The organism is Rhizobium oryzihabitans, from assembly GCF_010669145.1.
GTDB classification, from domain to species: Bacteria; Pseudomonadota; Alphaproteobacteria; order Rhizobiales; family Rhizobiaceae; genus Agrobacterium; species Agrobacterium oryzihabitans.
Map to the genome: position 1 here is coordinate 443,016 of NZ_CP048635.1, position 25,079 is coordinate 468,094.

General features: G+C 60.0%; 23 protein-coding genes and 1 riboswitch. Of the genes, 8 read left to right on the forward strand and 15 right to left on the reverse strand.

The window, feature by feature from the left end:
- Positions 1-104 precede the first annotated feature (104 nt).
- The 8 genes from G3A56_RS18735 to G3A56_RS18765 form a co-directional block, all read right to left on the reverse strand.
- Positions 105-2,780 (reverse strand): TonB-dependent receptor, encoded by a 2,676-nt coding sequence (locus G3A56_RS18735; protein ID WP_246231434.1) that lies wholly within the window; start codon positions 2,778-2,780, stop codon positions 105-107.
- A complete protein-coding gene (locus tag G3A56_RS29020; RefSeq protein WP_246231389.1) occupies positions 2,740-3,066 on the reverse strand; it encodes a hypothetical protein in 327 nt (108 codons plus the stop codon). The genes G3A56_RS18735 and G3A56_RS29020 overlap by 41 nt, the downstream gene beginning before the upstream one ends.
- Positions 3,032-4,027, reverse strand: a complete 996-nt coding sequence (locus tag G3A56_RS18740) for a FecR family protein (RefSeq protein ID WP_082185695.1) — start codon at positions 4,025-4,027, stop codon at positions 3,032-3,034. The genes G3A56_RS29020 and G3A56_RS18740 overlap by 35 nt, the downstream gene beginning before the upstream one ends.
- A gap of 111 nt (positions 4,028-4,138) precedes the next feature.
- The gene (locus G3A56_RS18745) at positions 4,139-4,639 is read right to left on the reverse strand and encodes an RNA polymerase sigma factor (protein ID WP_082185694.1); all 501 of its coding nucleotides are present in this window, start codon (positions 4,637-4,639) and stop codon (positions 4,139-4,141) included.
- 226 nt (positions 4,640-4,865) lie between these two features.
- Positions 4,866-5,618 (reverse strand): ABC transporter ATP-binding protein, encoded by a 753-nt coding sequence (locus G3A56_RS18750; protein ID WP_003500479.1) that lies wholly within the window; start codon positions 5,616-5,618, stop codon positions 4,866-4,868.
- A complete protein-coding gene (locus G3A56_RS18755; RefSeq protein ID WP_003500477.1) occupies positions 5,612-6,679 on the reverse strand; it encodes a FecCD family ABC transporter permease in 1,068 nt (355 codons plus the stop codon). The genes G3A56_RS18750 and G3A56_RS18755 overlap by 7 nt, the downstream gene beginning before the upstream one ends.
- Positions 6,676-7,815 carry an ABC transporter substrate-binding protein gene (locus tag G3A56_RS18760; protein WP_137067593.1) on the reverse strand — a complete coding sequence of 380 codons (1,140 nt, stop codon included), beginning with the start codon at positions 7,813-7,815 and terminating at the stop codon, positions 6,676-6,678. The genes G3A56_RS18755 and G3A56_RS18760 overlap by 4 nt, the downstream gene beginning before the upstream one ends.
- A 96-nt stretch (positions 7,816-7,911) precedes the next feature.
- On the reverse strand, positions 7,912-9,045 hold the full coding sequence (locus G3A56_RS18765; RefSeq protein WP_082185693.1) for an ABC transporter substrate-binding protein: 1,134 nt from the start codon (positions 9,043-9,045) through the stop codon (positions 7,912-7,914).
- 113 nt (positions 9,046-9,158) lie between these two features.
- On the opposite strand from G3A56_RS18765, the gene G3A56_RS18770 reads away from it, so the two are divergent.
- Positions 9,159-9,989, forward strand: a complete 831-nt coding sequence (locus G3A56_RS18770) for a class I SAM-dependent methyltransferase (protein WP_082185692.1) — start codon at positions 9,159-9,161, stop codon at positions 9,987-9,989.
- 120 nt (positions 9,990-10,109) lie between these two features.
- Here the strand turns inward: G3A56_RS18770 and G3A56_RS18775 are convergent, their stop codons facing one another.
- The 5 genes from G3A56_RS18775 to G3A56_RS18795 form a co-directional block, all read right to left on the reverse strand.
- Positions 10,110-10,577 carry a pseudoazurin gene (locus G3A56_RS18775; protein WP_082185691.1) on the reverse strand — a complete coding sequence of 156 codons (468 nt, stop codon included), beginning with the start codon at positions 10,575-10,577 and terminating at the stop codon, positions 10,110-10,112.
- On the reverse strand, positions 10,571-11,374 hold the full coding sequence (locus G3A56_RS18780; protein ID WP_082185690.1) for an ABC transporter ATP-binding protein: 804 nt from the start codon (positions 11,372-11,374) through the stop codon (positions 10,571-10,573). Before G3A56_RS18780 ends, G3A56_RS18775 begins: the two co-directional genes overlap by 7 nt.
- The gene (locus G3A56_RS18785; protein WP_082185689.1) at positions 11,371-12,399 is read right to left on the reverse strand and encodes a FecCD family ABC transporter permease; all 1,029 of its coding nucleotides are present in this window, start codon (positions 12,397-12,399) and stop codon (positions 11,371-11,373) included. Before G3A56_RS18785 ends, G3A56_RS18780 begins: the two co-directional genes overlap by 4 nt.
- Positions 12,396-13,418 carry an ABC transporter substrate-binding protein gene (locus tag G3A56_RS18790; RefSeq protein WP_082185688.1) on the reverse strand — a complete coding sequence of 341 codons (1,023 nt, stop codon included), beginning with the start codon at positions 13,416-13,418 and terminating at the stop codon, positions 12,396-12,398. The genes G3A56_RS18785 and G3A56_RS18790 overlap by 4 nt, the downstream gene beginning before the upstream one ends.
- A 166-nt stretch (positions 13,419-13,584) precedes the next feature.
- Positions 13,585-13,819: riboswitch (cobalamin riboswitch) on the reverse strand.
- 39 nt (positions 13,820-13,858) lie between these two features.
- Positions 13,859-14,737, reverse strand: coding sequence for a GNAT family N-acetyltransferase (locus G3A56_RS18795; RefSeq protein WP_003500464.1), 879 nt, complete (start codon positions 14,735-14,737; stop codon positions 13,859-13,861).
- A 229-nt stretch (positions 14,738-14,966) separates the two neighbouring features.
- Between G3A56_RS18795 and argE the strand changes: the two genes are divergently transcribed.
- The 6 genes from argE (at position 14,967) to G3A56_RS18825 (ending at position 21,685) form a co-directional block, all read left to right on the forward strand.
- Positions 14,967-16,091, forward strand: a complete 1,125-nt coding sequence (gene argE, locus G3A56_RS18800; RefSeq protein WP_082185687.1) for an acetylornithine deacetylase — start codon at positions 14,967-14,969, stop codon at positions 16,089-16,091.
- Positions 16,092-16,115: 24 nt separating this feature from the next.
- Positions 16,116-17,039, forward strand: coding sequence for a 2-hydroxyacid dehydrogenase (locus G3A56_RS18805; RefSeq protein ID WP_082185686.1), 924 nt, complete (start codon positions 16,116-16,118; stop codon positions 17,037-17,039).
- A 26-nt stretch (positions 17,040-17,065) separates the two neighbouring features.
- Positions 17,066-17,422 (forward strand): cupin domain-containing protein, encoded by a 357-nt coding sequence (locus G3A56_RS18810; protein ID WP_035243536.1) that lies wholly within the window; start codon positions 17,066-17,068, stop codon positions 17,420-17,422.
- A gap of 269 nt (positions 17,423-17,691) precedes the next feature.
- A complete protein-coding gene (locus G3A56_RS18815) occupies positions 17,692-19,155 on the forward strand; it encodes an aldehyde dehydrogenase family protein (protein ID WP_082185685.1) in 1,464 nt (487 codons plus the stop codon).
- A gap of 13 nt (positions 19,156-19,168) precedes the next feature.
- Positions 19,169-20,212: a tartrate dehydrogenase gene (locus tag G3A56_RS18820; RefSeq protein WP_082185684.1), complete on the forward strand. Its 1,044-nt coding sequence runs from the start codon at positions 19,169-19,171 to the stop codon at positions 20,210-20,212.
- A 15-nt stretch (positions 20,213-20,227) separates the two neighbouring features.
- Positions 20,228-21,685: an NAD-dependent succinate-semialdehyde dehydrogenase gene (locus G3A56_RS18825; RefSeq protein ID WP_082186063.1), complete on the forward strand. Its 1,458-nt coding sequence runs from the start codon at positions 20,228-20,230 to the stop codon at positions 21,683-21,685.
- 262 nt (positions 21,686-21,947) lie between these two features.
- Here the strand turns inward: G3A56_RS18825 and G3A56_RS18830 are convergent, their stop codons facing one another.
- Together G3A56_RS18830 and G3A56_RS18835 are read right to left on the reverse strand one after the other, a co-directional pair.
- Complete coding sequence (locus G3A56_RS18830) at positions 21,948-23,222, reverse strand: NAD(P)/FAD-dependent oxidoreductase (RefSeq protein WP_082185683.1); 1,275 nt, start codon at positions 23,220-23,222, stop codon at positions 21,948-21,950.
- 15 nt (positions 23,223-23,237) lie between these two features.
- Positions 23,238-23,906: a haloacid dehalogenase type II gene (locus G3A56_RS18835; RefSeq protein WP_082186062.1), complete on the reverse strand. Its 669-nt coding sequence runs from the start codon at positions 23,904-23,906 to the stop codon at positions 23,238-23,240.
- A 325-nt stretch (positions 23,907-24,231) separates the two neighbouring features.
- Here G3A56_RS18835 and G3A56_RS18840 point away from each other — a divergent pair, with 325 nt between their 5' ends.
- Positions 24,232-25,068 (forward strand): GNAT family N-acetyltransferase, encoded by an 837-nt coding sequence (locus tag G3A56_RS18840; protein ID WP_082185682.1) that lies wholly within the window; start codon positions 24,232-24,234, stop codon positions 25,066-25,068.
- Positions 25,069-25,079 lie beyond the last annotated feature (11 nt).

Sequence of the window (25,079 nt, forward strand, 5' to 3'; positions counted from 1 at the left end):
GAGTGTACTCCTTTGCTGGCCAATAGGGATGCCTTTGTCATGAGACGAAGGCGTTTCATCTCCGGGAGGGGCTGCAACCCAGCCCGGAGAGTTTCTTCCGCGCATCAAAACTTCACGTTCATCGTCGCGATAAAGGTGCGGCCCGGCGCGGTGTAGGCGCTTGTGGCCGGAATATATTTGCGGTCCGTCAGATTGTTGACGGCGAAACGAAGTGTCGCCTTGTCGTTGAAGGCATAGGAACCATAGAGATCCACCGTCGTGTAGGGATCGGTCACCTCGCGCAGATTGCCCTCCGTATCGAGCGTGCGTGACTGTGTCGGCGTGACATGGTTGAGCCGTGCTCCCAGAGAGAGTTTTTCGTCTAAGAAACGCATTCCTCCATCGAGCGTGAGCTTCACCTTCGGTGCGACGTCGCCTGGCCATGCGACGATTTCGCCGCTTGTCGTGGTCGTGCCATTGGAAAAGACCTGTGTTTTGTCCGGCCAGTCGGTCTTCAGCAACGTCGCCGAGCCACCCAGCCAAAAGCTCCGCGCATCATAATTGCCCTCGAATTCGAGCCCGCGCATGTAGGTCGTGCCGTCGAGATTGACGAAGCTGGTATAGGTACGGTTCGCCACCTGATCCGTGACGAGATAACCGAGAGCGATGTAATCCTTCACCTCACGGCGAAAGGCGGCCATTTTGATGCGCACGGAATCGTGGTCCAGCAGCACACCGTCGAAACTCATATTCGCGCCGATTTCATAGGTTGTGGCTTTTTCGGCTCTCAGAAATTGGTTCGGCGCATACTCGTAGCCAACGGAATCCCCTGGACGCGCACCGGCGAAAAAAGCCTCAAGAGTTGTTGGCGGACGCAAGCTCTGGGAATAGCTCACATAGGGGCGGAACCAGTCGAACGGCTTGAATTCTATCGTGGCGGAGGGCAGCCAAGCACTATAGGTACGGTCGATATCCATCTCATAGGCGGGATTTTCGGTGACGGGATCGTATCGCGTAGCCGATGGCCCGGTTCCCGGCATACAGCTGGAAGAAACTGTGCTCCAGACCCGGCTAAGAAACCTCGCCTCGGTAATATTGGTGCCGGGATTCTGCGGAAGGAAAACAGCGTAATAATATTGAGATGCTGTGTAGTTGTTTCCAATCGGATCACATGCAACGGTGATCGTGCTCAAATACGAAATTTCATCGTAATATGTCGACTTGCCCTTCAGACGCGACCAGTCGTACCGTACGCCGCCGCTTATCACTATCCAGTCCGCAGGCTCAAGTTCACCGTTTAAAAACAGGCTTGCGACATCACGCCGCCCGGGCGGGCTGAAAGCGGTGTAGCTGCTGGCAAAGGCGGGATTGTTCGCGATGGCAGCACTTGTAGCAACCGATGAGGAAATGTCCCTGAAAGCTTCCGCACCGTAGTTCAGGCTGAGCGCACCGGCCTTCGTATCGAAGCGACTAGTGTTTTCGACACTGCCGCCGAAACTGCGCAGGCCCATATCAAGGTTCGTTTCAACAGCATATCCTTTGCGCGCCGATCGCAACTCGTGCGTCATATTGTCGTTCAGCCACAGCGACGACTTGAAGTCTATGAGTTCGCTTTCAGGATCCCAGTCCAGCTTGGCAACAATGCTGTCGTTACGCACGCTCTCCCGGTCTATCTGTTCGGCGGCACCCTGAACGAAGTCATTCTGCTGGTGCATCCATGACAGCGACGCCTTCACATCACCGAAATCACCTTCCCCCTTGAAAAAACTCGACCAGCCGTCGCGGCCGAGCAGGTCCTTCATCGTCAATGCGGTGCTTCGCGCCTCGCCTCTGGTGCCGATCCTGTATTCATCCATGATCGTGCGGCTGTAACCGGCAACGAAGGAGAGGGGGCCATCCGGCTCTCGAACAGCAGCCAGAACCGAACCCTGAAAATCGTAACCATTGGTGCCGCGGGAAACGTTCACCTCTCCGCCGTTGTTTGCACCCTCAGGGATGAGATCGGCGGCGCTGACGGTTCGAAACTCAACTTTTCCGCCCAGCGAACCGGCATTGCCGGATGTGGCGTTGGTCATTTTTTCCACCTCGACGGCGCGGATGAAGGCCACATCCACATAGGCCTGGCCGTTATTGGCAGAATAAATCGAGGCGCCACCGGTGCTGAAACCACGCTGCGCATTCTGTCGCGCCCCGTCGATGGAGACGACCACGCGGCCGCTTTCCTGCAAGCCGCGCACATTGGGTGAAACGGTCGGGAAACTGCCGTTGCCTTCACCGGCGTAAACGCCCGATACGCGATTGAAGACATCGCGTGTGTTGCGCACGCCGGCGGACTGTATCGCCTGGCGGCTGACGACGCTGACGCTGGCGGGGGTTTCATAAACCCAGTCGGGCGTCCCCTGATAACCGGCACCGGCGATGGAATTGCGTCCCGTCTTGCCGGTCACGGTAATTTCTTCCAGAACGGTCGTGCCTTCCGCCCCGGAAAGGTCTGCGGCGCCCTGCCCTGTGCCGATGATGACGGTTCTGCCGTTTCCAGCAATCCGGAAATTAACGCCGGTGCCGGCCAGAAGCCGGGACAGCGCCTCCCGCACCGTGAAACTGCCGGTGACGGCATTGGTGCGCACATTGCCGGCCGATGGTGTGGCAAGCGTGACCTGGAGCCCGGATTGGCGTCCGAAAGCACCCACGACGGAGGACAGCGACTGGGCGGGAATGTTAAAGGGCCGCGTTGCACCCTGCTCGCCGCTCGGGCCTTGGCTATTGGCGGCGTTGGGCCCGGTCTGCGCAAAAACCGGCATCGAGATTGAAACGACGACTGCCGTCGTCGCCAAAAGCACGGTTCTGCGTGCCCGCTTCCCCGCTTTTTTCCCTGAACCGTTCATACGTATGTGGCAGCGCATATTGCTTTCGTCTTCCTGTCTTTCTCTCCGGAAATATCTTGACCGGATTACTCAACAAAAAGACGATTGCCGCGGCAATTTTTTTCAGGCTTTCGGGAGAAATTTTATAAATTACTGAAAATAAATATGATTTTTTGTATCCAACTGTTTCAGAAACGGGTGATGATGCGGGCGCTGCCGCCAATCGCATGCACCTTGCCGTTATAAGGTTCCACCAAGGCTTCCAGCGCGCGGTCCGGATCGCGAAGATCGTAAAAACCCGTCACCCGCTGCTCAGCCAGCCTCTTGTCCGCCATCGTCAGCCATGCCGGATGATAGCGCTGTATCTGCTCCACGACCGAGCCGATCGTCGCATCAACCACATAGAGCTCGCCGTTACGCCAGCCGCCAATATCCTCCACGGACACGTTTTCCTTTCGGATCGCGCCGGAGGCGTCGACAATCAACATCTCGCCCGGAACAAGTCGCGTTGACGCCGCATTGCGGAAGGAGGCTTCCACGGAACCATGCGCAAGCGCGACCTGTGTTACGCCATCGGTCAGATCGACATCGAAAGCAGTGCCCAGCACCTCAACGGTGACGTTTTTCGCCTCCACCACAAAGGATCGCGCGCTGTCCGGCACGACATCAAAAAAGGCCTCGCCCTTCAGCACCTTCACGTTGCGGCGGCCATCGGTGAAATCGGTGGAAAGGGCGCTCGCAGCGGCAAGCTGCACCCGGCTGCCGTCTTCGAGGGTTATGGTGCGGCTTTCGGCGGTGCTGGTCTGATAATCGGCCTCGATGCGGATGAAGAACGCGGGCACGAACAGCACCGCAAGACAGAGTGACGCCGCAGCCATCGCCATGCCGGCATAATGGCGAACGGACAAGCGCCGCCGCGATACCGGTTTTTCGGCCTTGGCCGGCAGATGTGGTGCGTCTTCCCAGAGGTTCTTGAGAGCCGGTTCGACCAGGCCGAGGTTGCGCCAGGTCTTGCACGTCCGCTCCCAGGCAAGCCTGTTTGCCGGCGATGCGGCGAGCCATCGATCGAATTCGGCCTTCAGCCGCGGCTCTGCCGATCCCGCATGCAGGCGCAGAAGCCAGTCGGCCGCCTCTTCCGCCTTCCCGGTCGGCAATTCTATTTTCTTATCTGGATCAATGGTCATTGAACCGGGCCAGTTCCTTTGCAAGGCGCAATAGCCGCCTCGTCTTCCGCGTTGCTATATAGACGTTTGACGAAAAGATTTTTTTCACGAGATGGGGCAATCAGGGGTTTTTCACTTCATTTCTTTGGTAATCGCGGCAATGCTACCCTTGATCAGACGATGAGCGCTGGCCACGGACACGCCGAGGTGACGGGCGATCTCTTCCATATTGTAACCACCGAATCTGTGCATTTCCAACGCCACGCGCGCCTGCACCGGCAGGGCCGCCAAAATAGTCTGCATCTGCCGGACTTCATCGCAGAAGAGCGCATGCTCCTCCGGCGTGCCATGATCCTGCGGCACGCCCCAGAAGGGGGTGTCATCCGGTCGCTCCCGCAGGTCTTGCCGATTGCGCCGGCGATTGTCGAGAGCAAGATTGCGAACGATGCGGAAAAGATAGGATTTGAGGTTGGAAGGATTGCCGGAGGCTTCGGGAACGAATTTCAGGAATGCTTCCTGAACCACGTCTTCCGCATCCGCCCGCGACCCCAAAATCAGGGTGGCGTATTTGATCAGGTCGACCCTATGCGCGACGTAAGCGTTATAACGCTTGTCATCTTCCCGTATGCCCATGTCTCAACCGAGAGAAATCTGGAGGATCAACGACACTGCCAGCCCCAAAATGACAACGCAGTTTTCCGCTCAAACCTCTAGCATTCAAACTGCGGACCGAACAGATATTTCATGACTATAATTATCAAGAATTTGTGCGAGCACCGCTCGCGCCACAGCCAGCGCACGATGCGCCCGAGGCTTTGGAAATCAGACCCGACAGCGGATGCGGCCGGGTCCTCATCCGTCAGATAGCCCCGTCTACGATGACCATCGGCCTGCCCTGCGAACAGGGTTCGATACGCGCATCGATGCGATAAATATCGCGCAGCATCGCCGAGGTAATCACCGCCTCGGTGCTGCCGCTCACCACCATTTCGCCGCGGGCGATTACCATTGTATTCTCGCAATAACGAAGTGCGTGATTGAGATCGTGCAGGGCGATCAGCACGATCATGCCGGTCTTCTGGGCAAGATCGGTGACGAAGCCCAGAACCTCGATCTGCCGGTGAAGATCGAGCGCGGATGTCGGCTCGTCCATCAACAGCACCTCCGGCTTGCGCGCCAGCGCTTGCGCCAGCGACACCAGCTGTCGCTGGCCACCTGACAGTTCGCCAAGGCCGCGAAAGGCGAGATCGTGGATTTTCAGCGCCTTGAGAATGGCGTCGATCTCGAACAGCTCGTCGTCATGAACACGCCAGCCGCCGCCCTGCTTGGCGGAAAGCAGCACGGATTCATAAACCGTCAGCACGGCATTGGCGCCGGTATCCTGCGGCATGTAGCAGATAGCGCGCTTACCGCGCGCCGTATCGGAGAGTTCGACCAGTCCGGGACCCGAAATCAGGCTGGCGATGCGCTTGAAAAGCGTCGACTTGCCGGCGGCGTTCGGGCCGATGACCGCCGTCACGCTGCCGCTTTCCAGCGTATCAATGCCGACCTTGGAGAGAACGGTGGTGCGCCCATAGGCGGCGCCGACATCCTTCAGTGCGAGCGCTACCATGCGCGTCTCCTGTTGCCGAAAATAAGCGCGAAAAAGAACGGTACGCCGACAAGCGCCGTGATGACCCCGATCGGCAGAATTGCACCGGGAATGAGGATTTTGCTGATGACCGAGGTGGCCGACAGAAGCAGCGCGCCACAGATCACCGAGCCGGGCAGGAAGAAGCGCTGATCCTCGCCCACCACCATGCGGGCGATGTGCGGACCGACCAGCCCGACGAAACCGATTGTGCCGACAAAGGAGACCGGAATGGCCGCCAGAAGGCTGACCGTCAGCATGGTCGTCAACCGCAGCCGCCGGACATTGATGCCCATGCTCGCCGCCTTGTCGTCGCCCAGCCGGAGTGCGGTCAGCGCCCAGGCATTGCGCATGAACATCGGCACGGTGATGACGAGAATGGCAGCAGTAATATAGACCTTTTCCCACGTCGCCTTCGTCAGGCTGCCCATGGTCCAGAACACGACGGCGGCCAGCGCCTGTTCGGAGGCCAGATACTCCAGCAGCGACAGGGCCGCATTAAAGGTGAAAACCAGCGCGATGCCGAGGAGAACGATTGTCTCCACGGTCACGCCGCGCATCGTCGAGGCGAAATGGATGAAGAGAGCCGCGACCATGGCCATGATGAAGGCGTTGATCGGCACCATGTAATGCACGGCGCCTGGAAAAATCGCCACGCCGCCGACAAGGGCCAGTGCGGCACCGAAACTTGCAGCCGCCGAAATGCCAAGCGTGAAAGGGCTCGCAAGCGGGTTGGACAGGATGGTCTGCATCTGCGCGCCCGCAACCGACAGGGATGCACCAACGGTGACCGCCATAAGCGCGATGGGCATGCGGATATCCCAGATCACCACCCGAAGCTGGTTTGCGGCAGCAGCCGGATCGGCAATGGTCGCCAGAACTTCGGAGATCGTATAGCGCGCCGGGCCGAGCGCCATGTCGGCGGCCATGCTGAAACACAGGGCGATAAAAAGCCCGAACAGAATGACGATCCTTCGAGCGGCAAGGGCGCGATATTGATCGCGCCCGCTCACGCCAATGGCGTCTTCATTCAACGAAGTCATTCAGTCGTACCTTTTTCGAGGGAGGCGAAATAGCCCGGCTTATAGGTCACGGGGAGGAATTTCCGGTAAAATTCCTCAAAGTTCTTTTCCGGATCGAGATCGGCAAAAAGATCGGGATGGAACCACTTGGCGAATTGCTGGATCGGCAGGAACTCATAGGGAGCACCGTAGAACTGGTGCCAGACGGCGTGGACATTGCCCTGCTTGACAGCCTTCAATTCCGGAAACGGCGTACGCTTCATGAGACCGGCGAGCCGTTCGCGCGAGAGCGCCATGTCTGCGCCAAGCCCAAGGGGAACGAACTGGTTGATGTCGGATTCCGCCGCCCAGTTCGAGCCGGTGACGATGATGTGGTCCGGATCGGCAACGACGAGCTGCTCTGGATTGAGATCGCCAAAGGTCGTCTTGATGATACCGTCAGCAATATTGTGGCCGCCAGCCAGATCAACCATCGCACCAAAATTGGCCGGTCCAAAGGTGCGGCAGCAATTGTTCTCGCCGGAAATGCCGGGCGAGCGCTCGATGAAGACGTTCGGACGCTTCAGGTCTCTGGCGCTGGCAATCCGGTCTGTCACGCGGGCGATTTCCGCGCGGCGATAGGCAATGAATTCCCTGGCGCGCTCTTCAGCACCAAACAGTTTTCCGAGAATTTCAATCGAAGCTTCGCTGTTCCTGTCGGGATCGATGCGGAAATCGAGATAGACGATCTTGATGCCGGCGGCGGCAGCCTTCTCTTCGAAGCCGCTTTCCTTGGCGGTTTTTTCTGTTTCCAGATTGAGGGTAATGACATCAGGCGAAAGGGTGATCGCCGTTTCCAGGCTGAAGTCGCCCTGCGGCAGATAACCGAAACGCGGCAGTTTTTCGATCTGCGGAAAACGTTTCACATAGGCCGTGTAGCTGTCGGGGTCTTTCTTGAGAAGATCATCACGCCAGCCGACGATGTTGTCGAAAGTCTGGTCGCCCTTGAGCGTCGCGATAACATGAATCTGGCGTGCCTCGCCGACGAGGACACGCTTGGCCGGCAGATCCAGCTCGACCTTGCGTCCGGTGACGTCGGTGATCTCCGCTGCCAAAGCGGGCATAGCGAGAAGAGAGAAAGCCAGCACCGCAAGATGCCTGAGAGCGTTGAGCCGCATGAGAAGTCCTCATTGAGTTCCAAAAGCAAATGATGAAGCCGCATGGCTGCGGCTTCATCCATGGATCAGACGGCGCTCCTCTTCACCGTCCCTGTCTTATTTCGCGTCTTTCAGCGAAACGAAGTAGCCGGGCTTGTAATCAAGCGGCAGGAAGCGGGCATGCAATTCCTTGAAAGTTGCCTCGGGATCGAGATCCTTAAACAGGTCCGGATGCAGCCACTTGGCAATTTCCTGAATGGCCACGAACTGGTAGGGATTGTTGTAGAACTGGTGCCAGATGGCATGGACATTGCCGTCCTTCACCGCCTGCACGCCGGTAAAGGCCGGGCGCTTGGTCAGGTTTTCCAGCTTCCGGTGTGCTTCCATCACATCCGCGCCATAACCGACGCCGACCCAGTTGCCGCCCGGAACATAACCGTTCCAGTTACCGCCGGTGATGATGATCTGCTCCGGATTGGACGCGATGATCTGTTCCGGATTAACGGTTCCGAAGGTGCCGGGAATGATGCCCTTTGCCATGTTGATGCCGCCGGCAAGTTCCACCATCTTGCCGAAATTCTCGTTGCCGAAGGACATGCAGCAATCGTCGGAATAACCGCCGGCGCGCTCGATGAACACGACAGGTTTCTTCGGATTGGCCTTTTCAAGCGTATCGGTGACCCTGGCGATGGAATCGGCGCGGAACTTGATGAAGTCCTCGGCAACCTTTTCCTTGCCGGTCAGCTTGCCCATCAGGCGCATGCTTGGCTCGGTATTTTCCATCGGCTTTTCACGGAAATCGACATAGACCAAGGGAATGCCGACCTTGGCGAGCTTTTCAATGTATCCCGCCTCTTCCGTCGCCGTCTTGGCGTCGATATTCATCAGGATTACGTCCGGCTTCAGTGAAACCGCCTGTTCGATGTCGAAAGTGCCATCCTTCATGCCGCCGAAGGTCGGGAGCTTGGCGATTTCTGGATATTTGGAGATATAGGCGTCATAGGTTTCCGGATCGGCTTTCGCCAGATCGTCCCGCCAGCCGACCACGTGCTGGAAAGGGTTGTCCTTGTCGAGCGCCGCCAGGAAATAGATCTGCCGACCTTCGCCGAGGATAATATGCGAAACAGGGACGTTGACTTCGACATCCCGGCCCGTCACATCCTTGACGGTGACCTTTTCGGCAAATGCCGGCCAGGCGGCGGAGACGAGAAGGCCAAGGGCAAGTGCCGCAGATTTGGCTGAGATGCGCATCGGATATTGCTCTCCAGTGTTGACTGGCGCGGCTGTATGATTTTCTGACTATACTAGTCAAGTTTTATGTTTTAGAGCCGTTCTCAACTGACCGGCGTATGAGTTGAAGTCTAATGATCGACACTATCCAGTATGGTAAAAACGACAGCCTGAGAGACGAAATCAAGGCTTATTGGTCCGGCCGCGCCGCAACCTTCGACCTTTCGCCAGGACATGAAATTTTCTCGGAAGAGGAGCGCGCCGCCTGGCATGCGCTGGTTTTGAAGCATCTGGGACAGGGTGAAGGCCGCAAGGCGCTTGATCTCGCCAGCGGAACCGGCGTCATCTCGCATCTGATGGACGATCTCGGTTTTCAGGTTACCGGCATGGACTGGTCGGAAACCATGCTGGCGCTTGCCAGGGAAAAAGCGAAAAGCCGCGGTCGCAACATTCGCTTTTTCGTCGGCGATGCCGAAAACACGATGGAGCCGGGCGAAAGCGCCGATGTCATCATCACGCGCCATCTGGTCTGGACGCTGGTGGACCCGCAGGCGAGTTTTGCCGAATGGTTCCGCGTATTGAAACCGGGCGGGCGGCTTCTGATCGTCGACGGTGATTTCGTCAATACCGGCTGGCGCGAAAAACTGGTCAAGAAACTGGCTGCCGGTCTGGAAAATATCGGCCTTGTGAAACCCGACCAGCCGCACAGGCCGGCGGATCCGGAAAATACATTCAACAGCATTCTCTCGCGGGTCTATTTTTCAAAGGGCGCAAGGGCCGGCGATGTCGCCGCACTTCTGCGCAAAACGGGGTTCGAGCCCGTCGCAATCGATCAGCAGCTTCAGGCGATTCATCGCGCCCAGGCGAAGAATTTCAGCCTCTTGAAGGGCATTTTGCGCGGCCTGCAGCACCGTTATGCGGTCTGTGCGGTTAAGCCGGGCGAGTACTCCATCACCCCGGACTAGATTCGGGGTCCAGCGCGATCAAGTCACTAATCGCGAAAGACTTTCCTCACGACGCTGACGCGCCGTGGCTGGATGCCGGATCTAGTCCGGCATGACGGCAGAGAACTCAGCGCCGGCACCTCATTTTTCCGCCCGCTCGAAGAATTCCTCGAAGCGGGGCTTCGCGCGACCGGGCACATCCACGGTTTTGTAGCTCTGCGGCAAGGCCGCCTCACCCACCTTGATCAACATCACCATGCCCATGCCGTAATGCGGCGAGCATTTGATGCCATAAAAGCCCGGCTGCTCGAAACCGGTCTCGAATTCTTCATTGATCCGGCTTTTGAACCCCTCAACACCTTCGGGAACCATGCCGTCAATGGTCGCGGCATTGTGGCTCTTATGCGTCGGCACGAAGCGGACGCGATCACCGGGGGCGATCTCGAGAAAATCGGGTTCAAACACCATCGGGCCTTTTTCGCCCCGGTTCAGCATCTTCACCTCGAAGGTTTCGGCTGTGGCGGGAAGGGGAAAAACTGCGTTTGCCGCCAAGGCAATGCCAGCTAAAGCGCAAAGCCATTTCGCATCAGGAGCAATCAGTTTCACCATCGTGCCAGTACTTTCCTTGCATGATCAGCCGCCCCGTGGGCGGGCAGAAAACGAATGTGGGAAAAGCCGCCTTCATCCGTGGTGACAACGGATTGCACCCCGAAGACGGAAGCGATCGTCGCCGAAGTCAGAACATCCTGCGGCGGACCGACCGCAATCAATTCGCCCCGGTGCAAGATGGCGACGCGGTCGCAGAACATGGCGGCATGGTTGAGATCGTGCAGCGCCGCCACGACCGTCAGGCCCTGCCGGCGCACCAGATCGAGCAGGCCGATCTGGTGGCCGATGTCGAGATGGTTGGTCGGCTCGTCCAGAAGCAGGATATGTGGCTCCTGCGCCAGCGCGCGGGCGATGTGCAGCCTCTGCCGTTCGCCGCCGGAAAGGTGATGCCAGCTTCGATCCGCCTTGTCCGCCATGTCGACATTTTCAAGCGCCGCATCGACGATGGCGTCATCCTTTGACGACCATGCGGAAAGCGGACCGAGATAGGGTGTGCGTCCAAGTTCGACAGCCTGTCGCGCGCTGATACGTTCGGTGGTTTCGGCCTGCTGCTCCACGAAGGCGAGCCTGCGGGCAAGCTCGCGCCGCCCGAATGAGGCAAGCGGCTCCTCGCCAAGCGTGACGTGACCTCTGCGCGGTTTGCGGATGCCGGCCAGCATGGAAAGAAGCGTGCTTTTGCCCGAGCCGTTCGGCCCGATAATGCCGAGGAACTGGCCGGAACCCACATCCAGCGAAACGCCGCGGACGATTTCGATGTTGCCGGCATGGAAATGCAGATCGTAGGCGGACAATCTCATGACCGCCCCCTTTTCTGCCCGAGGATGAAGGCAAAGGCGGGCGCACCGACGAGCGCGGTGATGACCCCGATCGGCAGGACCTGGCCGGGAATGACGATGCGGGAGAGAATATCGGCGACGATCATGAAAATCGCACCGGTCAGCGCCGTCACCGGCAGCAACAGCCCATGGCGAACGCCCACGAAGATGCGCGCCGCATGCGGAATGACGAGGCCGACGAAGCCGATGGAGCCGACCAGCGACACCATGACCGCCGTCATGATCGCCGAAACCGAGATCAGCACCGCATAGACCCAGCGCACGGGGATGCCAAGCGAGGCTGCGGCCTGACCGCCGAAGGCGAAGGCATCGAGTGCGCGGGCATACCAGAGGCAGACCGCAAGACCCGCAAGGCTGACCGGCAAAGCCAGCCAGGCATCCGGCCAGCGTACCCCCGAAAGATTGCCCAGAAGCCAGAACATGATGCCGCGCGCCTGTTCTGCATTGGCGGATTTGGTGACGATGAAAGACGTCAAGGCGTTGAACAGCTGCGAACCGGCGACCCCCGCCAGAATGATGGCGCTGTTGCCGTGTCCGGCCCTGACCGCCAGAAGGCTGACCAGCGAAAAAGCGACAAAAGCACCGATCAGAGCGCCTGCCGGCATCGTCAGGAACCCGGCGCCGAAGCCCAGAAGCGCCACCGCGACGGCGCCAGTGGACGCACCGGCGGAGATGCCGAGAATATAGGGATCGGCGAGCGGATTGCGCAAAAGCGATTGCAGCACCGCACCGGCGAGCGCCAGCGAAGCACCGCAACAGGCGGCGACGACGGCGCGGCTGAGGCGGTAACTCCAGACGATGCCCTCATCCAGCGGCTCCAGCGGATAACCCGCGTGGAAGACACGGTTGGCGATGGTTTTCGCCACCACATCGAACGGAATGGCGGTTTCGCCGATGGCCGCACCGGCCATCAGCGCAACAAGCAGCAGGGCGAGTGCGGCAAAAGCCAGACCCACCCTGCCGAGATGGACGGAAAAACCGTTCACTTGGCGAGGCCGGCGGCGGAAATCGCCTCGGCCAGCGTTTCGATGCCCTCAATCGTGCGGATGGTCGGGTTCATCGCCTGCGCGTCCATGTCGAAGACGTGTTTGTCCTTGACGGCCGGCATGATGCTGGCAACCGGATCGGTCGCAAGGAACTTGCGCTTGACGGCAACATCATCGGCGGGGAAACGGCGGCGATCCATCTGGCCGGCGACGATCACGGTCGGATTGGCCTTGGCGATGGTTTCCCAGCCAACGGTTGGCCATTCCTCATCGCTTTCGATGACATTTTTCAGCCCGAGCGCGGACATGATGTAACCCGGCGCACCCTTGCGGCCGGCCACATAGGGATCGATATCGAGCTCGGCGCTGGAGAACCAGAAGACGGCGGAAAGCTTGCCATTCGCCGATGCAATCTTGGTGCGGGCTGCCTCTTCGCGCTTCTTCAGGTCGGCAACAACTTCCTCGCCGCGGTCCTGCACGTTGAAGATCTTGGCGAGGTCGCGGATTTCCTGATAGATGAGGTCCATGGTGAAGACGGTGTTGCGCACGCCATCGCCGCCGCCGGAATTGTCCTTGCCCATGCAATCGGCGGGCGAGGTATAAACGGGAATACCGAGCTCGGCGAATTGCGCCGGTGTTCCGACAACACCCTCCGGACCGATCTGCCACTGGAACTGCGTCGTCACGAGGTCCGGCTTCTTGCCGACCACGGCCTCGAAACTCGGATCATTGTCAGCCAGCCGCTCGACCTTTGCATTGGCCTCCTCGTAACCCTTCAGAACCGGGCCGATCCACAGCGCCGTGCCAACCACCCTGTCGGCAACACCGAGCAGATAAAGAACCTCGGTCGTGCTCTGGCCAACGGAGACAGTGCGCGAAGGCGCCTGCCTGAAGGTGATATCCTCGCCGCAGCTGTTGATCGTCAGCGGATAGACGGTCTCAGTGGCATGGGCCGTGCCGGCGGCAAATGCGGCGGCCATAAGAGCGGCAGTAACCGGCAGGTGTTTGAAATGAAACATATGTTCTCCAGTCTAAATTGGGTGGCTTGATCCGAAGCGGCGCGTATCAAAACGTGTGGCGACAAACGGACGGCGTGTGTGGAGATGGAGAACGGGGCACGGAATACGTTTCCGCAGACGGAAAGGTCATAATCAGCTCCTCTTCCGGGCATCCCCGCCCGTAACGATGGTCCATATTATGACGGCAGGTCTCCTGGCTCGCGAATATGCACCGTTCATCTGCCTTCCCGTATCCCGGAGGATACAGTGGCATGACGCTTTCAGGCGTCACGGGGATGAACGGCAATCCGCTTACAGTTGCGGGGGCAGCCACGGCATTGGGCGAAAAAGATCACCCGCACCATGTTCCCTATTAATCCCTTTGCCCTTCGGCTTCAGGAACCGTCGGTTTCTGACATACGGGCCAAGCGGCGGGGCGTCAATTGCGATAGTGCCGCAGCTCAGCACAAAGACGGGCCTGCCAGCGCGAAAATTTTCGCCGCGCCCGAGCCGACCGGTTGAGGCCCATCTTTCGACATGGTGGTCAGCGTCTCGATCACCACCAACCCGGATTGCACCAGAAAATCGGTGAAAAGTCCGCTGTCGCACACGGCATCGAGGCGCACCAGCTGATCATCCAGATCGGCAAAATGCCGCTGGACCAGCGCGATCGCATCGGTTTCCTCGCGCGCAACGACCGGGCCGACGATGTGGCCCCGCCCCGCCACTCGGCGCAATGCAAAAGCGATGAGGTGATCCGCCTCAAACAATCCGTAACCCGTATTCTCCTTCAGAAGCCGCTGGAGGACGCCACGGCGCGAGACGCCAAAGGCTAGCCGGTCGATCGCCACCACGTCCGCCAGATGATCTTCCGACAGTGGCTCGATCCTTCTTTTCTTACCAGGTGTGGGCATTTCGACAGGACACAGCGGCTTTCCCCGAAGGAGATGCACTTTTTCCGTATCTCCCACAAAGCCGAGCCCGGAAAACAGCCGCCGCGACACGTCCGTCGCATTCAGCCGCAGGGAGACGGTGGGGAATTTCGCGATCAACTGCCGCACCAGCCATGGTGCGACGCCCTGCCCCTGCAGGCGTGGGGAAACGATGACCATGCCGAGTGTTGCAAAACCCTCGGCATAGGGAAAGAGCATCGCGGTTGCGACAACGCGGTCAATCTCGTCCAGCGCGGCAAGTCCAACGCCGCACTGGCGCAGGAAACACCATTCATTTGCGTGATAACGCCACCCGACAGCCATGGAAAGCGCATGCAGATGATCGGCATCCATTTCGGCGATATCCACCGTCCGCAACTCGAAACTATCGACTTTGAGCAGGTCCATACCAAACGGCCCTCATCCCTTCTGCGCGGAACCGTCATTCGGTCCAGGCAGCCCAGCCACGACACCCGAAGATAACCAGCCTCACCAGCACGAATTTCCTGAAAGCACTGGAAGGACACAACAATCTACCGAAATCATCCGCATTTCGGCAGATAAACGCCGCAGACCATTCTAAGCTTTTGCGATGACAATCCGGTCAAGCGTAAGCGGCCGGCCAGCGGAGACGGCCATGAACGCAATCGAAATCCTTGAGCGTCTTGTCGGTTTCCCATCGGTGGTTGGCACCGCCAATGGCGACATTGCCGGATGGATTGCCGATTATCTGGAGAGCCACGGCGCGAAAGTATCGCTGCTGCCGGGGCCCGAGGGCGACCGCGCCAATCTGTTTGCCACCTTCGGACCTGCCGACGCCGCCGGCTATGTTCTGTCCGGCCACATGGATGTGGTTCCCGCCGGAGAGCCGGAATGGTCTTCCGATCCCTTTACGCTCAGAACCGAAGGGGACCGTCTTTACGGACGCGGAACCACCGACATGAAGGGCTTCCTGGCCACGGTTCTCGCTGCAGCTCCGGCTTTTTCACGCATGGCGCTGAAGCGGCCCATACACATTGCCTTTTCCTATGACGAGGAGGCGGGCTGCCGTGGCGTTCCCCACCTCATTGCCCGATTGCCGGAGTTGTGCACAAGACCGGCGGGGGCGATCATCGGCGAGCCAAGCCATATGCGGGCTGTGCGCGCTCACAAGGGCAAGGCCGCAGCACGCATCACCATCCGTGGCCGCTCCGGCCATTCGTCGCGTCCCGATCAGGGCGTGAACGCCATCCACCTGATGACGAGCATTATGGCGAAGGCCGTCGAGACGGCGGATGCGCTGACGCGCGGACCGTTCGAAACAACCTTCGAGCCACCCTATTCCTCGCTTCAGATCGGCACGGTCAAAGGCGGTCAGGCGATCAACATCATCCCCGATTTCTCAGCCATCGAGCTGGAGGCACGGGCCATTTCAGGCGTCTCGCCGCTTGCCCTGCTGCAGCCGGTGCGGGAGAGCGTGGAGGCATTTGCCGCAAAGGGCATCGATATCGACTGGACGCCGATGAGCGATTATCCGGCGCTTTCATTGGCGGCCGATACTCCGCTCGTCCTGCTTCTGGAGGAACTGACCAGCACCGCTTGTCTCGCCGCCGTCAGCTACGGCACGGAGGCGGGGCTGTTCCAGGCGGCGGGCATCGACGCCATCATCTGCGGGCCGGGCGATATCGGCCGCGCCCACAAACCGGACGAGTTCATAACGACAAGCGAACTTTCCGCCTGCCAGTCGATGCTGGAAACGCTTGGCAGCCGCTGCACGGCTTAAACCTTCGGGAAGCATGGATTTCAGATGACGTTTCTCTTCAACTCCGACGCAAAGCGCGGCGAGATATTCCGGCAGGCTCTGGCCGCAGAGCTGCCTGATCTGCCGTTTTCGATGGATGCGTCCAGCGTCGATCCGGATGCCGTCCGTTACCTCATCACCTGGACGGTGCCGCAGGATATTGCCCGGTATCGCAATCTCGAAGTGCTGTTTTCGATCGGCGCAGGCGTCGACCAGTTTCACATCGAGACCATCCCCGAAACGGTGAAAGTCGTGCGCATGGTGGATGAGGGCATCATCCGCATGATGCAGGAATATATCTGCCTCGGCGTGCTTGCCCTTCACCGCAACCTGCCGGTCTATCTGAACCAGCAGCGCGAGCAATTGTGGAAAGCCCGGCCCCAGCGGCAGGCGGAAGAGTGCCGGGTGGGCGTTCTTGGTCTCGGCATGCTGGGCGTTGCGGCGCTGGAGCGGCTTAAACCTTTCGGTTTCCCGCTTTCCGGCTGGAGCCGCTCACCGCGCGACATCGATGGCGTGACCTGCCTCCATGGCGCTGAGGGGCTGGCCACCATCCTCTCCACCAGCGATATTCTCGTCTGCCTGCTGCCGCTGACCGACGAGACGACAGGGCTTCTGAATGCCGAGCATCTGGCCATGCTGCCCGAAGGGGCTGGCCTGGTTCATGCCGGGCGCGGCAAACAGCTTGACCACGAGGCCCTCATCGACGCGCTGGATAGCGGCGGGCTTTCAGGCGCCGTCATCGATGTCACCGATCCGGAGCCCCTGCCGGAAGACCATCGTTTCTGGTCGCATCCGAAAATTCTCCTGACGCCGCATATCGCCAGCGTCACCCAGCCGCATTCCGCCGCCCGCACCGTTGTCGAGAACATCAAACGATACCAGTCCGGTCTCGAACCGCTCGGCCTCGTCGACCGCAATCGCGGATATTGATCATCCCGTTCCAGGAAAGGACACCCATGCCACTTCTCAAGACCATCGACACCCACCCCGCTTTCGAGCCGAAGACCTCCAAGGTCCTGCCTGAACGCCTTGTCTCCGGCGATCCGACAACCAGGGTTTGGGCGCTGGACGAAGCCCGCGACGGCACCGTGCGCACCGGCATCTTTGAAGCAACCCCCGGTGAAAACCGCTCGATCAAGGGCGAGACCTTCGAGTTTTGCCACATCGTTGAAGGCGTTATCGAAATCACGCCGGACGGTGGCGAACCGCAGCGTTACACCGCAGGCGACAGCTTCGTGATGAAGCCCGGCTTCGTCGGCGTCTGGAAGACCATCGAAACCGTGCGCAAGATTTACGTTACGGTCACCGGGTGATTTGTTAAGCGGAATTTTCGGCATTGCGGGCTGGCGTGCAGGAAACCGCCAGCCCGCAACAGGATGTCAGACCGATGCCGGTATGGGTATCATGCCTGATCGTCTTTTGGCCCGGCTGCCGCAATTCTCAATGAGGGACTTATGCGCGCCGAAGATTGCGCCGTGTGCCGCCTGCAAAACAGGATTTTCGTTCACCACCCACACCGCAGTCGGTGGATGCTGCTTGCCATCAGGGGGTAGCGTAAAGGCATATCCACAGAGGATTCCCCATGACGCTCAGCTTCGATCCAGACAACCTGTCCCTGCCGATCGGCCATTTCATCGGCGACCGGCTGATCCCGGCTAAAAATGGCATCGACATGCACCGCCCCTCGGACGGCATCGAATATGCCGGTTGCCCGAAGGCCGATGCGGCGCTGGTCGATGAGGCGGTGCAGACCGCCAAGGCCGCGCTGAAGAGCAGCAACTGGGGCGGCGTGCGGCCGCGTGAGCGCACCAAGGTCTTGCAGCGCTGGGCCGACCTGATCGAAGCGGAAGCCGAAACGCTGGCGAAAATCGAGGCGCTCTCCTCAACACGGCCGGTGGGCCAGCTGATCGCCGGCGATATCGCCGTCACCGCCGAGCAAATCCGCTTCTTCGCCGAATTCGCGGACAAGGAAGGCGGCGATCTTGTGCCGACCGACGATGCGAGCCTCGGCATGATCATGACCGAACCCTATGGCGTGGTCGGCGCCATCACGCCGTGGAATTTCCCCGTCTCCATGGCCGGCTGGAAGCTTGGCCCGGCACTTGCAGCCGGCAACGCCGTGGTACTGAAACCATCGGAAATGACGCCCTTCTCCAGCATTTTCATGGCGCAGCTGGCGATCAAGGCCGGACTGCCCGCCGGTCTCATCAACATCGTGCTCGGCGATGGGCCCGTGACCGGTAATGCCATCACCGGGCACCCTGATATCTCCAAGGTCAGCTTTACCGGCTCCACCGCAGCGGGAGCGGCCATCATGGCTAATATCGCCCGCACCGGCATCAAGCCCATGACGCTGGAACTGGGCGGCAAAAGCCCGCAGCTGGTCTTTGCAGATGCCGATATCGAAAAAGCAGCCGCCGCCATCGCCGGCAATATTCTTTCCAACGCCGGGCAGGCCTGCGTGGCCGGCTCGCGCATCATCGTTGAGGAAAGTGCGGCCGACGCCCTTTCCGCCGCGATCATTGCCCGCATGAAGGCAGTGAAGCCCGGTCCGACCTGGGACGAGACGACGCAATATTCGCCGATCATCTCCGAGGTGCAGCGCAGGCGCATCGACGGCATCGTGCAGGCGGCGGTCGCCCATGGCGGCGAATGCCTGACGGGCGGCGCAAACATGGACGGCCCCGGCTATTTCTACCAGCCGACGCTGATTGCCAATGTCGACCAGACCTCACCCGCCGTTACCGAGGAAATCTTCGGGCCGGTGCTGACGTTGCAGACCTTCCGCACGGAAGAAGAGGCGCTGGCGCTTGCCGATCATCCGACCTACGGTCTGGCGGCGGGTCTTTTCAGCCGGGATATCTCGCGCGTCATGCGCCTGTCGCGCGCCATTCAGGCGGGAACTATCTGGGTCAATCGTTATGGCCGCTCACGCGACCATATTTTGCCGACCGGTGGTTACAAACGCTCAGGCATCGGCAAAGATCTCGGACGGGAGGCCTATCTCGCCAACCGCAAGAGCAAAAGCGTCCTAATCGGACTGTAACAGGGGAAATGTCTTGAAAACGCATCGCATCGCACTCATTCCCGGAGACGGCATCGGCAAAAGCGTGACTGATGCCGCCTGGCAGGTTCTCAACGCCGCCGCTAAAGGCTCCGGTTTTGCGCTCGAAGGCACCGAATTCCCCTGGTCCTGCGCCTTCTACAAGGAAACCGGCGCGATGATGCCGAAGGACGGTATCGAGACCCTGCGCGGCTTCGACGCCATTCTGCTCGGTGCAGTCGGCTGGCCGGCGGAGGTGCCGGATTCCGTCTCGCTGCACGGCCTGCTGCTGCCGATCCGCAAGGCCTTCGTGCAATATGCGAATATCCGCCCGCACCGGCTTCTGCCCGGCGTGCAGGGCCCGCTGAAAGCGGATGGGTTCGACATTCTCTGCATCCGGGAAAATACCGAGGGTGAATATTCCGGTGCAGGCGGGCGCGTGCATCAGGGCACTGACGACGAGGTTGCCGTCGAAACCTCGATCTTCACGCGTAAGGGCGTGGAGCGCATCCTGCGCTTCGGTTTCGAACAGGCGCAGAAGCGTCGCGGCAAGCTCGCCTCCATCACCAAGTCCAATGCCCAGAAATATTCGATGGTGTTCTGGGACGAGGTGACCCACAGGCTCGCTGCGGAATATCCAGACGTCGAAGTATCGAGCTATCATATCGACGCCATGGCGGCCCGCATGGTGATGGCGCCGGAAAGCCTTGATGTGGTGGTCGCCTCCAACCTCTTCGGCGATATTCTGACCGATCTCGGCGCAGCCATCCAGGGCGGCCTCGGTTTTGCCGCCTCCGCCAATATCAATCCCGACCGCAGCGCGCCGTCGATGTTCGAGCCGGTGCACGGTTCCGCCCCGGATATCGCCCATCTCGGCATCGCCAATCCCATCGCGGCCATCTGGTCCGGTGCCATGATGCTCGAGCATCTGGGCCAAACGGACGCGGCCGTCAGGATCATGGCGGCGTTGGAAACGGCGACCGGCCGGGGTATCGGCACGGTGCCGGGCAAGGACAAGACGGATGCCATAACGGCCGCAATTCTCGCGGCGCTCGACTGATTTCGGAGAGAGATGATGCAGGGCTTGAAGGACAAGGAACTCTTTCGCCAGACGGGTTTGATCGGCGGCGCATGGAAAACGGCCGCATCGGGAAAAGTGGTCGACGTGATCGACCCTGCGACACAGGCGGTGATCGGCACCGTGCCGGATATGGGCGGCGCGGAGACCCGCGCGGCGATCGAAGCCGCCAACGCCGCTTTCGGCCCGTGGAAAAAGAAAACCCACGCGGAGCGTGCGGCACTTCTCGAAAAATGGTTCGCGCTGATGATCAAGCATGTCGACGATCTCGGCCTGATCCTGACTACGGAGCAGGGCAAGCCGCTCGACGAGGCGAAGGGTGAAATCCGCTATGGTGCCTCCTTCGTGAAATGGTTCGCGGAAGAGGCGCGGCGCATCAGCGGCGGCACCATTCCCTCACCCACACCGGATCGCCGTATCGTCGTGCTGAAGGAGCCTGTCGGCGTCTGCGGCATCATCACGCCGTGGAATTTTCCGAACGCCATGATCACCCGCAAGGTGGCACCCGCCCTTGCCGCCGGCTGTACCGTCGTCATCAAGCCTTCGGAATTCACGCCCTATTCAGCCTTGGCGCTCGGCGTTCTCGCCGAACGGGCCGGTATCCCCTCAGGCGTCATCAACATCGTCACAGGTATGCCGACGGAGATCGGCAATGAGATCATGGCGAACGAGACGGTGCGGAAAATTTCCTTCACCGGCTCCACCCGCGTCGGCTCGCTTTTGATGCGTGGTGCTGCCGACAGCGTCAAGCGGCTGTCGCTGGAGCTTGGCGGCAATGCGCCCTTCATCGTGTTCGACGATGCCGATCTCGATCTTGCCATCGAAGGCGCGCTCGTTTCGAAATTCCGCAATGGCGGCCAGACCTGCGTCTGCGCCAACCGCATTCTCGTTCAGGCGAGCGTCTATGACACCTTCGCCAAAAAACTGGCGGCCCGCGTCGACGCCATGCGGGTCGGCCCCGGAACGGAGGCAGGCGTCTCCATCGGCCCGATGATCAATGAGCCAGCCATCGCCAAAATCCGCGCGCACATCGATGATGCCGTTTCCAAGGGCGCGACGATCATCACCAAGCAGCATGATCTGCCGGAAGGTCCGCAATATACCGCACCGGTTGTGCTGACCGGCGCCACCACGGGCATGCGGCTGGCGAGCGAAGAGACCTTCGGACCTGTCGCCCCGCTCTTCCGCTTCGAGACCGAAGAAGAAGCCATCGCCATTGCCAATGGCACGCCCTTCGGCCTTGCCGCCTATTTTTATACCGAAAGCCTGAAGCGCGCCTGGCGTGTGGGCGAGGCGCTGGAATTCGGCATGGTCGGCCTCAACACCGGGGCGATCTCCACCGAAGTCGCGCCCTTCGGCGGCGTCAAGCAATCCGGCCTCGGCCGCGAGGGCGCGCAGATCGGCATCGAGGAATATCTGGAAATAAAGACGTTTCACATCGGCGGACTTGCCTGAGGACTGTTTCTTTCTCCCCGCCTAAAGGGCCGCTCTGCGGCCCTTCTTTTTGTGTGGGTGCAGCAAAAAACGGCCGAACCGCTGCTGTTAGACTGATGAAACGCCCACAAACCTCTCCTCCGTCATGCTCGGGCCTGTCCCGAGCATCTGCTACCGATTGATTTTACGATAGGTGGACAGATCCTCGGGACAAGCCCGAGGATGACATCGAGTGTGGAGGACGGTTTGTAAAAAAACTGAGCGACAGGAAAGCGACCGCGCTCTACTGAATCTTATCCAGCATCTTGTAATAGAGGCCCACGATCGGCAGGAACCAGGGCTTGCCAAAATGACCCGGCACCGCCGGCCATTCCAGTCCCTTCAGGGGATTGTTATCTGGCCGTCCGAGAATGGCGTCGGCCATGATCATACCGAGATGGGTGGAGAGCTGCGCGCCGTGGCCGGAATAGCCCATCGCGTACCAGACGCCATCCTGATACCCGGCACGCGGGTAACGATCCTTGGTCATATCAACCAGACCGCCCCAGCAATAATCGATCGGCACATGCGCAAGCTGCGGGAAGATACGGTGCAGGCTTTCCGTCAGGATAGCACCGCTCTTGGCGTCGGAACGCTGGTCCGATGTCGCCGAAAAGCGCGCCCGTCCGCCGAAGATCAGGCGATTATCCGGCGCAAGCCGGAAATAATTGCCGATATTCATGGAGTTGACATAGGTGCGGTTGCCCGGAACCGAAGCCCTGATCTCCGCATCCGTCAGCGGCCGCGTGGCGATGATGAAGCTGCCGACGGCGATGATGCGGCGGCGGAAATATCCGAAGCCGGAGGGCGTATAAGCGCCGGTCGCCACCAGAACATTATCTGCCGTCACCTTGCCCCGCGGCGTTTCCAGCGCGTGGGTCCTGCCGTTCTGGATATGCTTCGTCACCGCCGCATTTTCGAAGATCACCGCACCATGTCGGCTCGCAGCCTCGGCGAGGCCCGCCACATAGCGGCCCATATGCATCATGGCGCTCTTCTTCGACAGCATGGCGCCATAAAAGGGCGAGCCAATCTCAGCCTTGAGGTCGGCGACGGACAGCAGCGCCGTGTCGGGATCGACCTCGGCATGCAGCGCCTCGAAGTTCTTCGCCAGCCCTTCGAAATGCTGCGGCTTGGAGGCGAGCTTCAGCTTGCCCGAGCGGCGGAAATTGCAGTCTATGCCTTCTTCAGCGATCAGGGCTTCCAGCGTATCTATGGAAGCATCGAGCGCCCTGTAGAGGGCGATTGCGCGTTCCTTGCCAAGCTCCGCCTTGGCGGAGAGATAGGAATGAGCAAGACCATTGTTGAGATGCCCGCCATTGCGGCCCGAGGCACCCCAGCCGACGCGCTCGCCCTCCAGAACGACAACGCGCGCGCCGGCCTTGGCCAGCTGGCGCGCGGCCCCGAGACCGGTGAAACCTCCACCGATGACGGCGACGTCATAATGACCTTCGACGGGACCTTGCGCCGCCCCCGCAAACAGGGGCGCCGTGTCGTGCCAATAGGAAACGAACTTCATGGTCCCGACCTTTCCTTACAATCCAACCACGCCGGCGAGGCCGGAAATATCGGCAATCTCCACATAACCGTAATAGGGGTTGGCAGGCTCGTGGCCTCTGTTAACCCAGACCTTGTTCTTGATGCCGAGATCATGGGCCGACATCAGGTCGTAACGGAACGACGACGAGACGTGCAGCATGTCTTCCGGGCCGCAGCCGAGCATGTCGAACATATATTCGAAAGCCTTGAAGCGCGGCTTGTAGGCCTGCGCCTGCTCGGCGGTATAGACCGCGTGGAACGGCGCGCCGAGCTTTTCGACATTCGACATGATCTGTGAGTTCATGGCGTTTGACAGGATGACGAGCGGAATTTCCTTCGCCACCTTGGCAAGACCGGCCGGAACATCCGCATGCGGACCCCAGGTCGGAACGCGCTCGTAAACGAAGGTGGCGTCCTCATCCTTGAAGGCCACGCCATTGCGCTTGCAGCTGCGCGACAGCGAATTGTGAACCACCTGGGCATAGGGCTGCCAGGCGCCCATGATCTCATCCAGACGGTAGGCCGCGAAATTCTTGATGAACTGCTGCATCTGCGCTTCGTCGAGACGATCACCGTAGAGATCGCGGGCGGCCTCGGCCATCTGGAAATTGATGAGCGTACCGTAGCAGTCGAAGGAAATGTATTTCGGGCGGAAGATGGTCATGTCGTCGTCATCCTTGCTTGGAGATCGGCCGTGCCGGAATGAATTGATCATAGAAAGCCTTTGCCCGGTCGGCGCACCGCAATTGCCATCAGCGAAAGCAGATTGTTGCGTATGCACCCGCCTGTTTGGCAGAGAGTTGCGTTCGCGCGCTAGGCCCTCCCCCTTCAGCCCCCGTCTTGCCGCCTGATGCGAATAACAGGCGGCATAAGATGCGGCGGCGGGTAAAAGCAACAGTGAAACATATCGAACCTTGCCATTCGTCGGGACAATGTTCTTTTACCCCCGGTCTATCAATAAACGAGAAGAATAAAACGGGAGTTGGGCCATGCAAGCCAGCCTGATCGATATCCAGAATTTTGAGCCTCAACACCTCGATGCCGCCGTCGAGCTTTCCCGGCAGGCCGGCTGGCCGCACCGCAGGCAAGACTGGGCGCTCGTTCTTTCCTTAAGCAAAGGCTTTGTCGCGCTCGAAAACGGGCGTGTCGTCGGAACCGCGATGGCGACGCTTCTCGGAGACACCTGCGCAACCGTCAATATGGTGATCGTGGACGAAACCATGCGCGGCCGGGGCCTTGGACGCCAGCTGATGCAGGCGGCAATCGATGCCGCAGGAAATCGCGAATGCTGTCTGGTCGCCACTGCCGACGGCCTGCCGCTCTACGAGAAAATGGGCTTCGCCGCCTGCGGCGAGGTGCTGCAGCATCAGGGCATTCCAGCCGCGACCGACAAGCCAGCCGGTGTGGCGTGGGTGGAAACCGTCGCCCCGGCAGAGCTTGCGGCGCTCGATGCACAGGCTTTCGGTGCGGACCGCACGGCGCTTTTTGCAGAACTTGCAGACAGGGCGCGTTTCGCGGTCGTGCAGGAGCAGGGCGTCATCAAAGGCTTTGCAGGCCTGCGCGACTTCGGCCGCGGCGAGGTCATCGGCCCGGTCGTGGCGGAAAATGCCGACATCGCGCGAGATCTGATCACCTTCGTATTTTCCGAGCGCCCCGGCGCATTCCTGCGCGTGGACACCACCGCCGATACGGGCCTTGGCCCCTGGCTTGCCGAACACGGGCTTGGCCATGTCGGCGGCGGCATCGCCATGCGCCGGCCGAAGGCCGAAATCTCAGCCGACAAAAAACTGAAAACATTCGCACTGACCAGCCAGGCGCTGGGCTGAATCCGGAGAGA

Coding starts and splice junctions, on each gene's coding strand:
- G3A56_RS18735 (WP_246231434.1), bottom strand. CDS start 2,780: ATGCCGGTTTTTGCGCAGACCGGGCCCAACGCCGCCAATAGCCAAGGC.
- G3A56_RS18740 (WP_082185695.1), bottom strand. CDS start 4,027: ATGACCATTGATCCAGATAAGAAAATAGAATTGCCGACCGGGAAGGCG.
- G3A56_RS18745 (WP_082185694.1), bottom strand. CDS start 4,639: ATGGGCATACGGGAAGATGACAAGCGTTATAACGCTTACGTCGCGCAT.
- G3A56_RS18750 (WP_003500479.1), bottom strand. CDS start 5,618: ATGGTAGCGCTCGCACTGAAGGATGTCGGCGCCGCCTATGGGCGCACC.
- G3A56_RS18755 (WP_003500477.1), bottom strand. CDS start 6,679: ATGACTTCGTTGAATGAAGACGCCATTGGCGTGAGCGGGCGCGATCAA.
- G3A56_RS18760 (WP_137067593.1), bottom strand. CDS start 7,815: ATGCGGCTCAACGCTCTCAGGCATCTTGCGGTGCTGGCTTTCTCTCTT.
- G3A56_RS18765 (WP_082185693.1), bottom strand. CDS start 9,045: ATGCGCATCTCAGCCAAATCTGCGGCACTTGCCCTTGGCCTTCTCGTC.
- G3A56_RS18770 (WP_082185692.1), top strand. CDS start 9,159: ATGATCGACACTATCCAGTATGGTAAAAACGACAGCCTGAGAGACGAA.
- G3A56_RS18775 (WP_082185691.1), bottom strand. CDS start 10,577: ATGGTGAAACTGATTGCTCCTGATGCGAAATGGCTTTGCGCTTTAGCT.
- G3A56_RS18780 (WP_082185690.1), bottom strand. CDS start 11,374: ATGAGATTGTCCGCCTACGATCTGCATTTCCATGCCGGCAACATCGAA.
- G3A56_RS18790 (WP_082185688.1), bottom strand. CDS start 13,418: ATGTTTCATTTCAAACACCTGCCGGTTACTGCCGCTCTTATGGCCGCC.
- G3A56_RS18795 (WP_003500464.1), bottom strand. CDS start 14,737: ATGGACCTGCTCAAAGTCGATAGTTTCGAGTTGCGGACGGTGGATATC.
- argE (WP_082185687.1), top strand. CDS start 14,967: ATGAACGCAATCGAAATCCTTGAGCGTCTTGTCGGTTTCCCATCGGTG.
- G3A56_RS18805 (WP_082185686.1), top strand. CDS start 16,116: ATGACGTTTCTCTTCAACTCCGACGCAAAGCGCGGCGAGATATTCCGG.
- G3A56_RS18810 (WP_035243536.1), top strand. CDS start 17,066: ATGCCACTTCTCAAGACCATCGACACCCACCCCGCTTTCGAGCCGAAG.
- G3A56_RS18815 (WP_082185685.1), top strand. CDS start 17,692: ATGACGCTCAGCTTCGATCCAGACAACCTGTCCCTGCCGATCGGCCAT.
- G3A56_RS18825 (WP_082186063.1), top strand. CDS start 20,228: ATGCAGGGCTTGAAGGACAAGGAACTCTTTCGCCAGACGGGTTTGATC.
- G3A56_RS18830 (WP_082185683.1), bottom strand. CDS start 23,222: ATGAAGTTCGTTTCCTATTGGCACGACACGGCGCCCCTGTTTGCGGGG.
- G3A56_RS18835 (WP_082186062.1), bottom strand. CDS start 23,906: ATGACCATCTTCCGCCCGAAATACATTTCCTTCGACTGCTACGGTACG.
- G3A56_RS18840 (WP_082185682.1), top strand. CDS start 24,232: ATGCAAGCCAGCCTGATCGATATCCAGAATTTTGAGCCTCAACACCTC.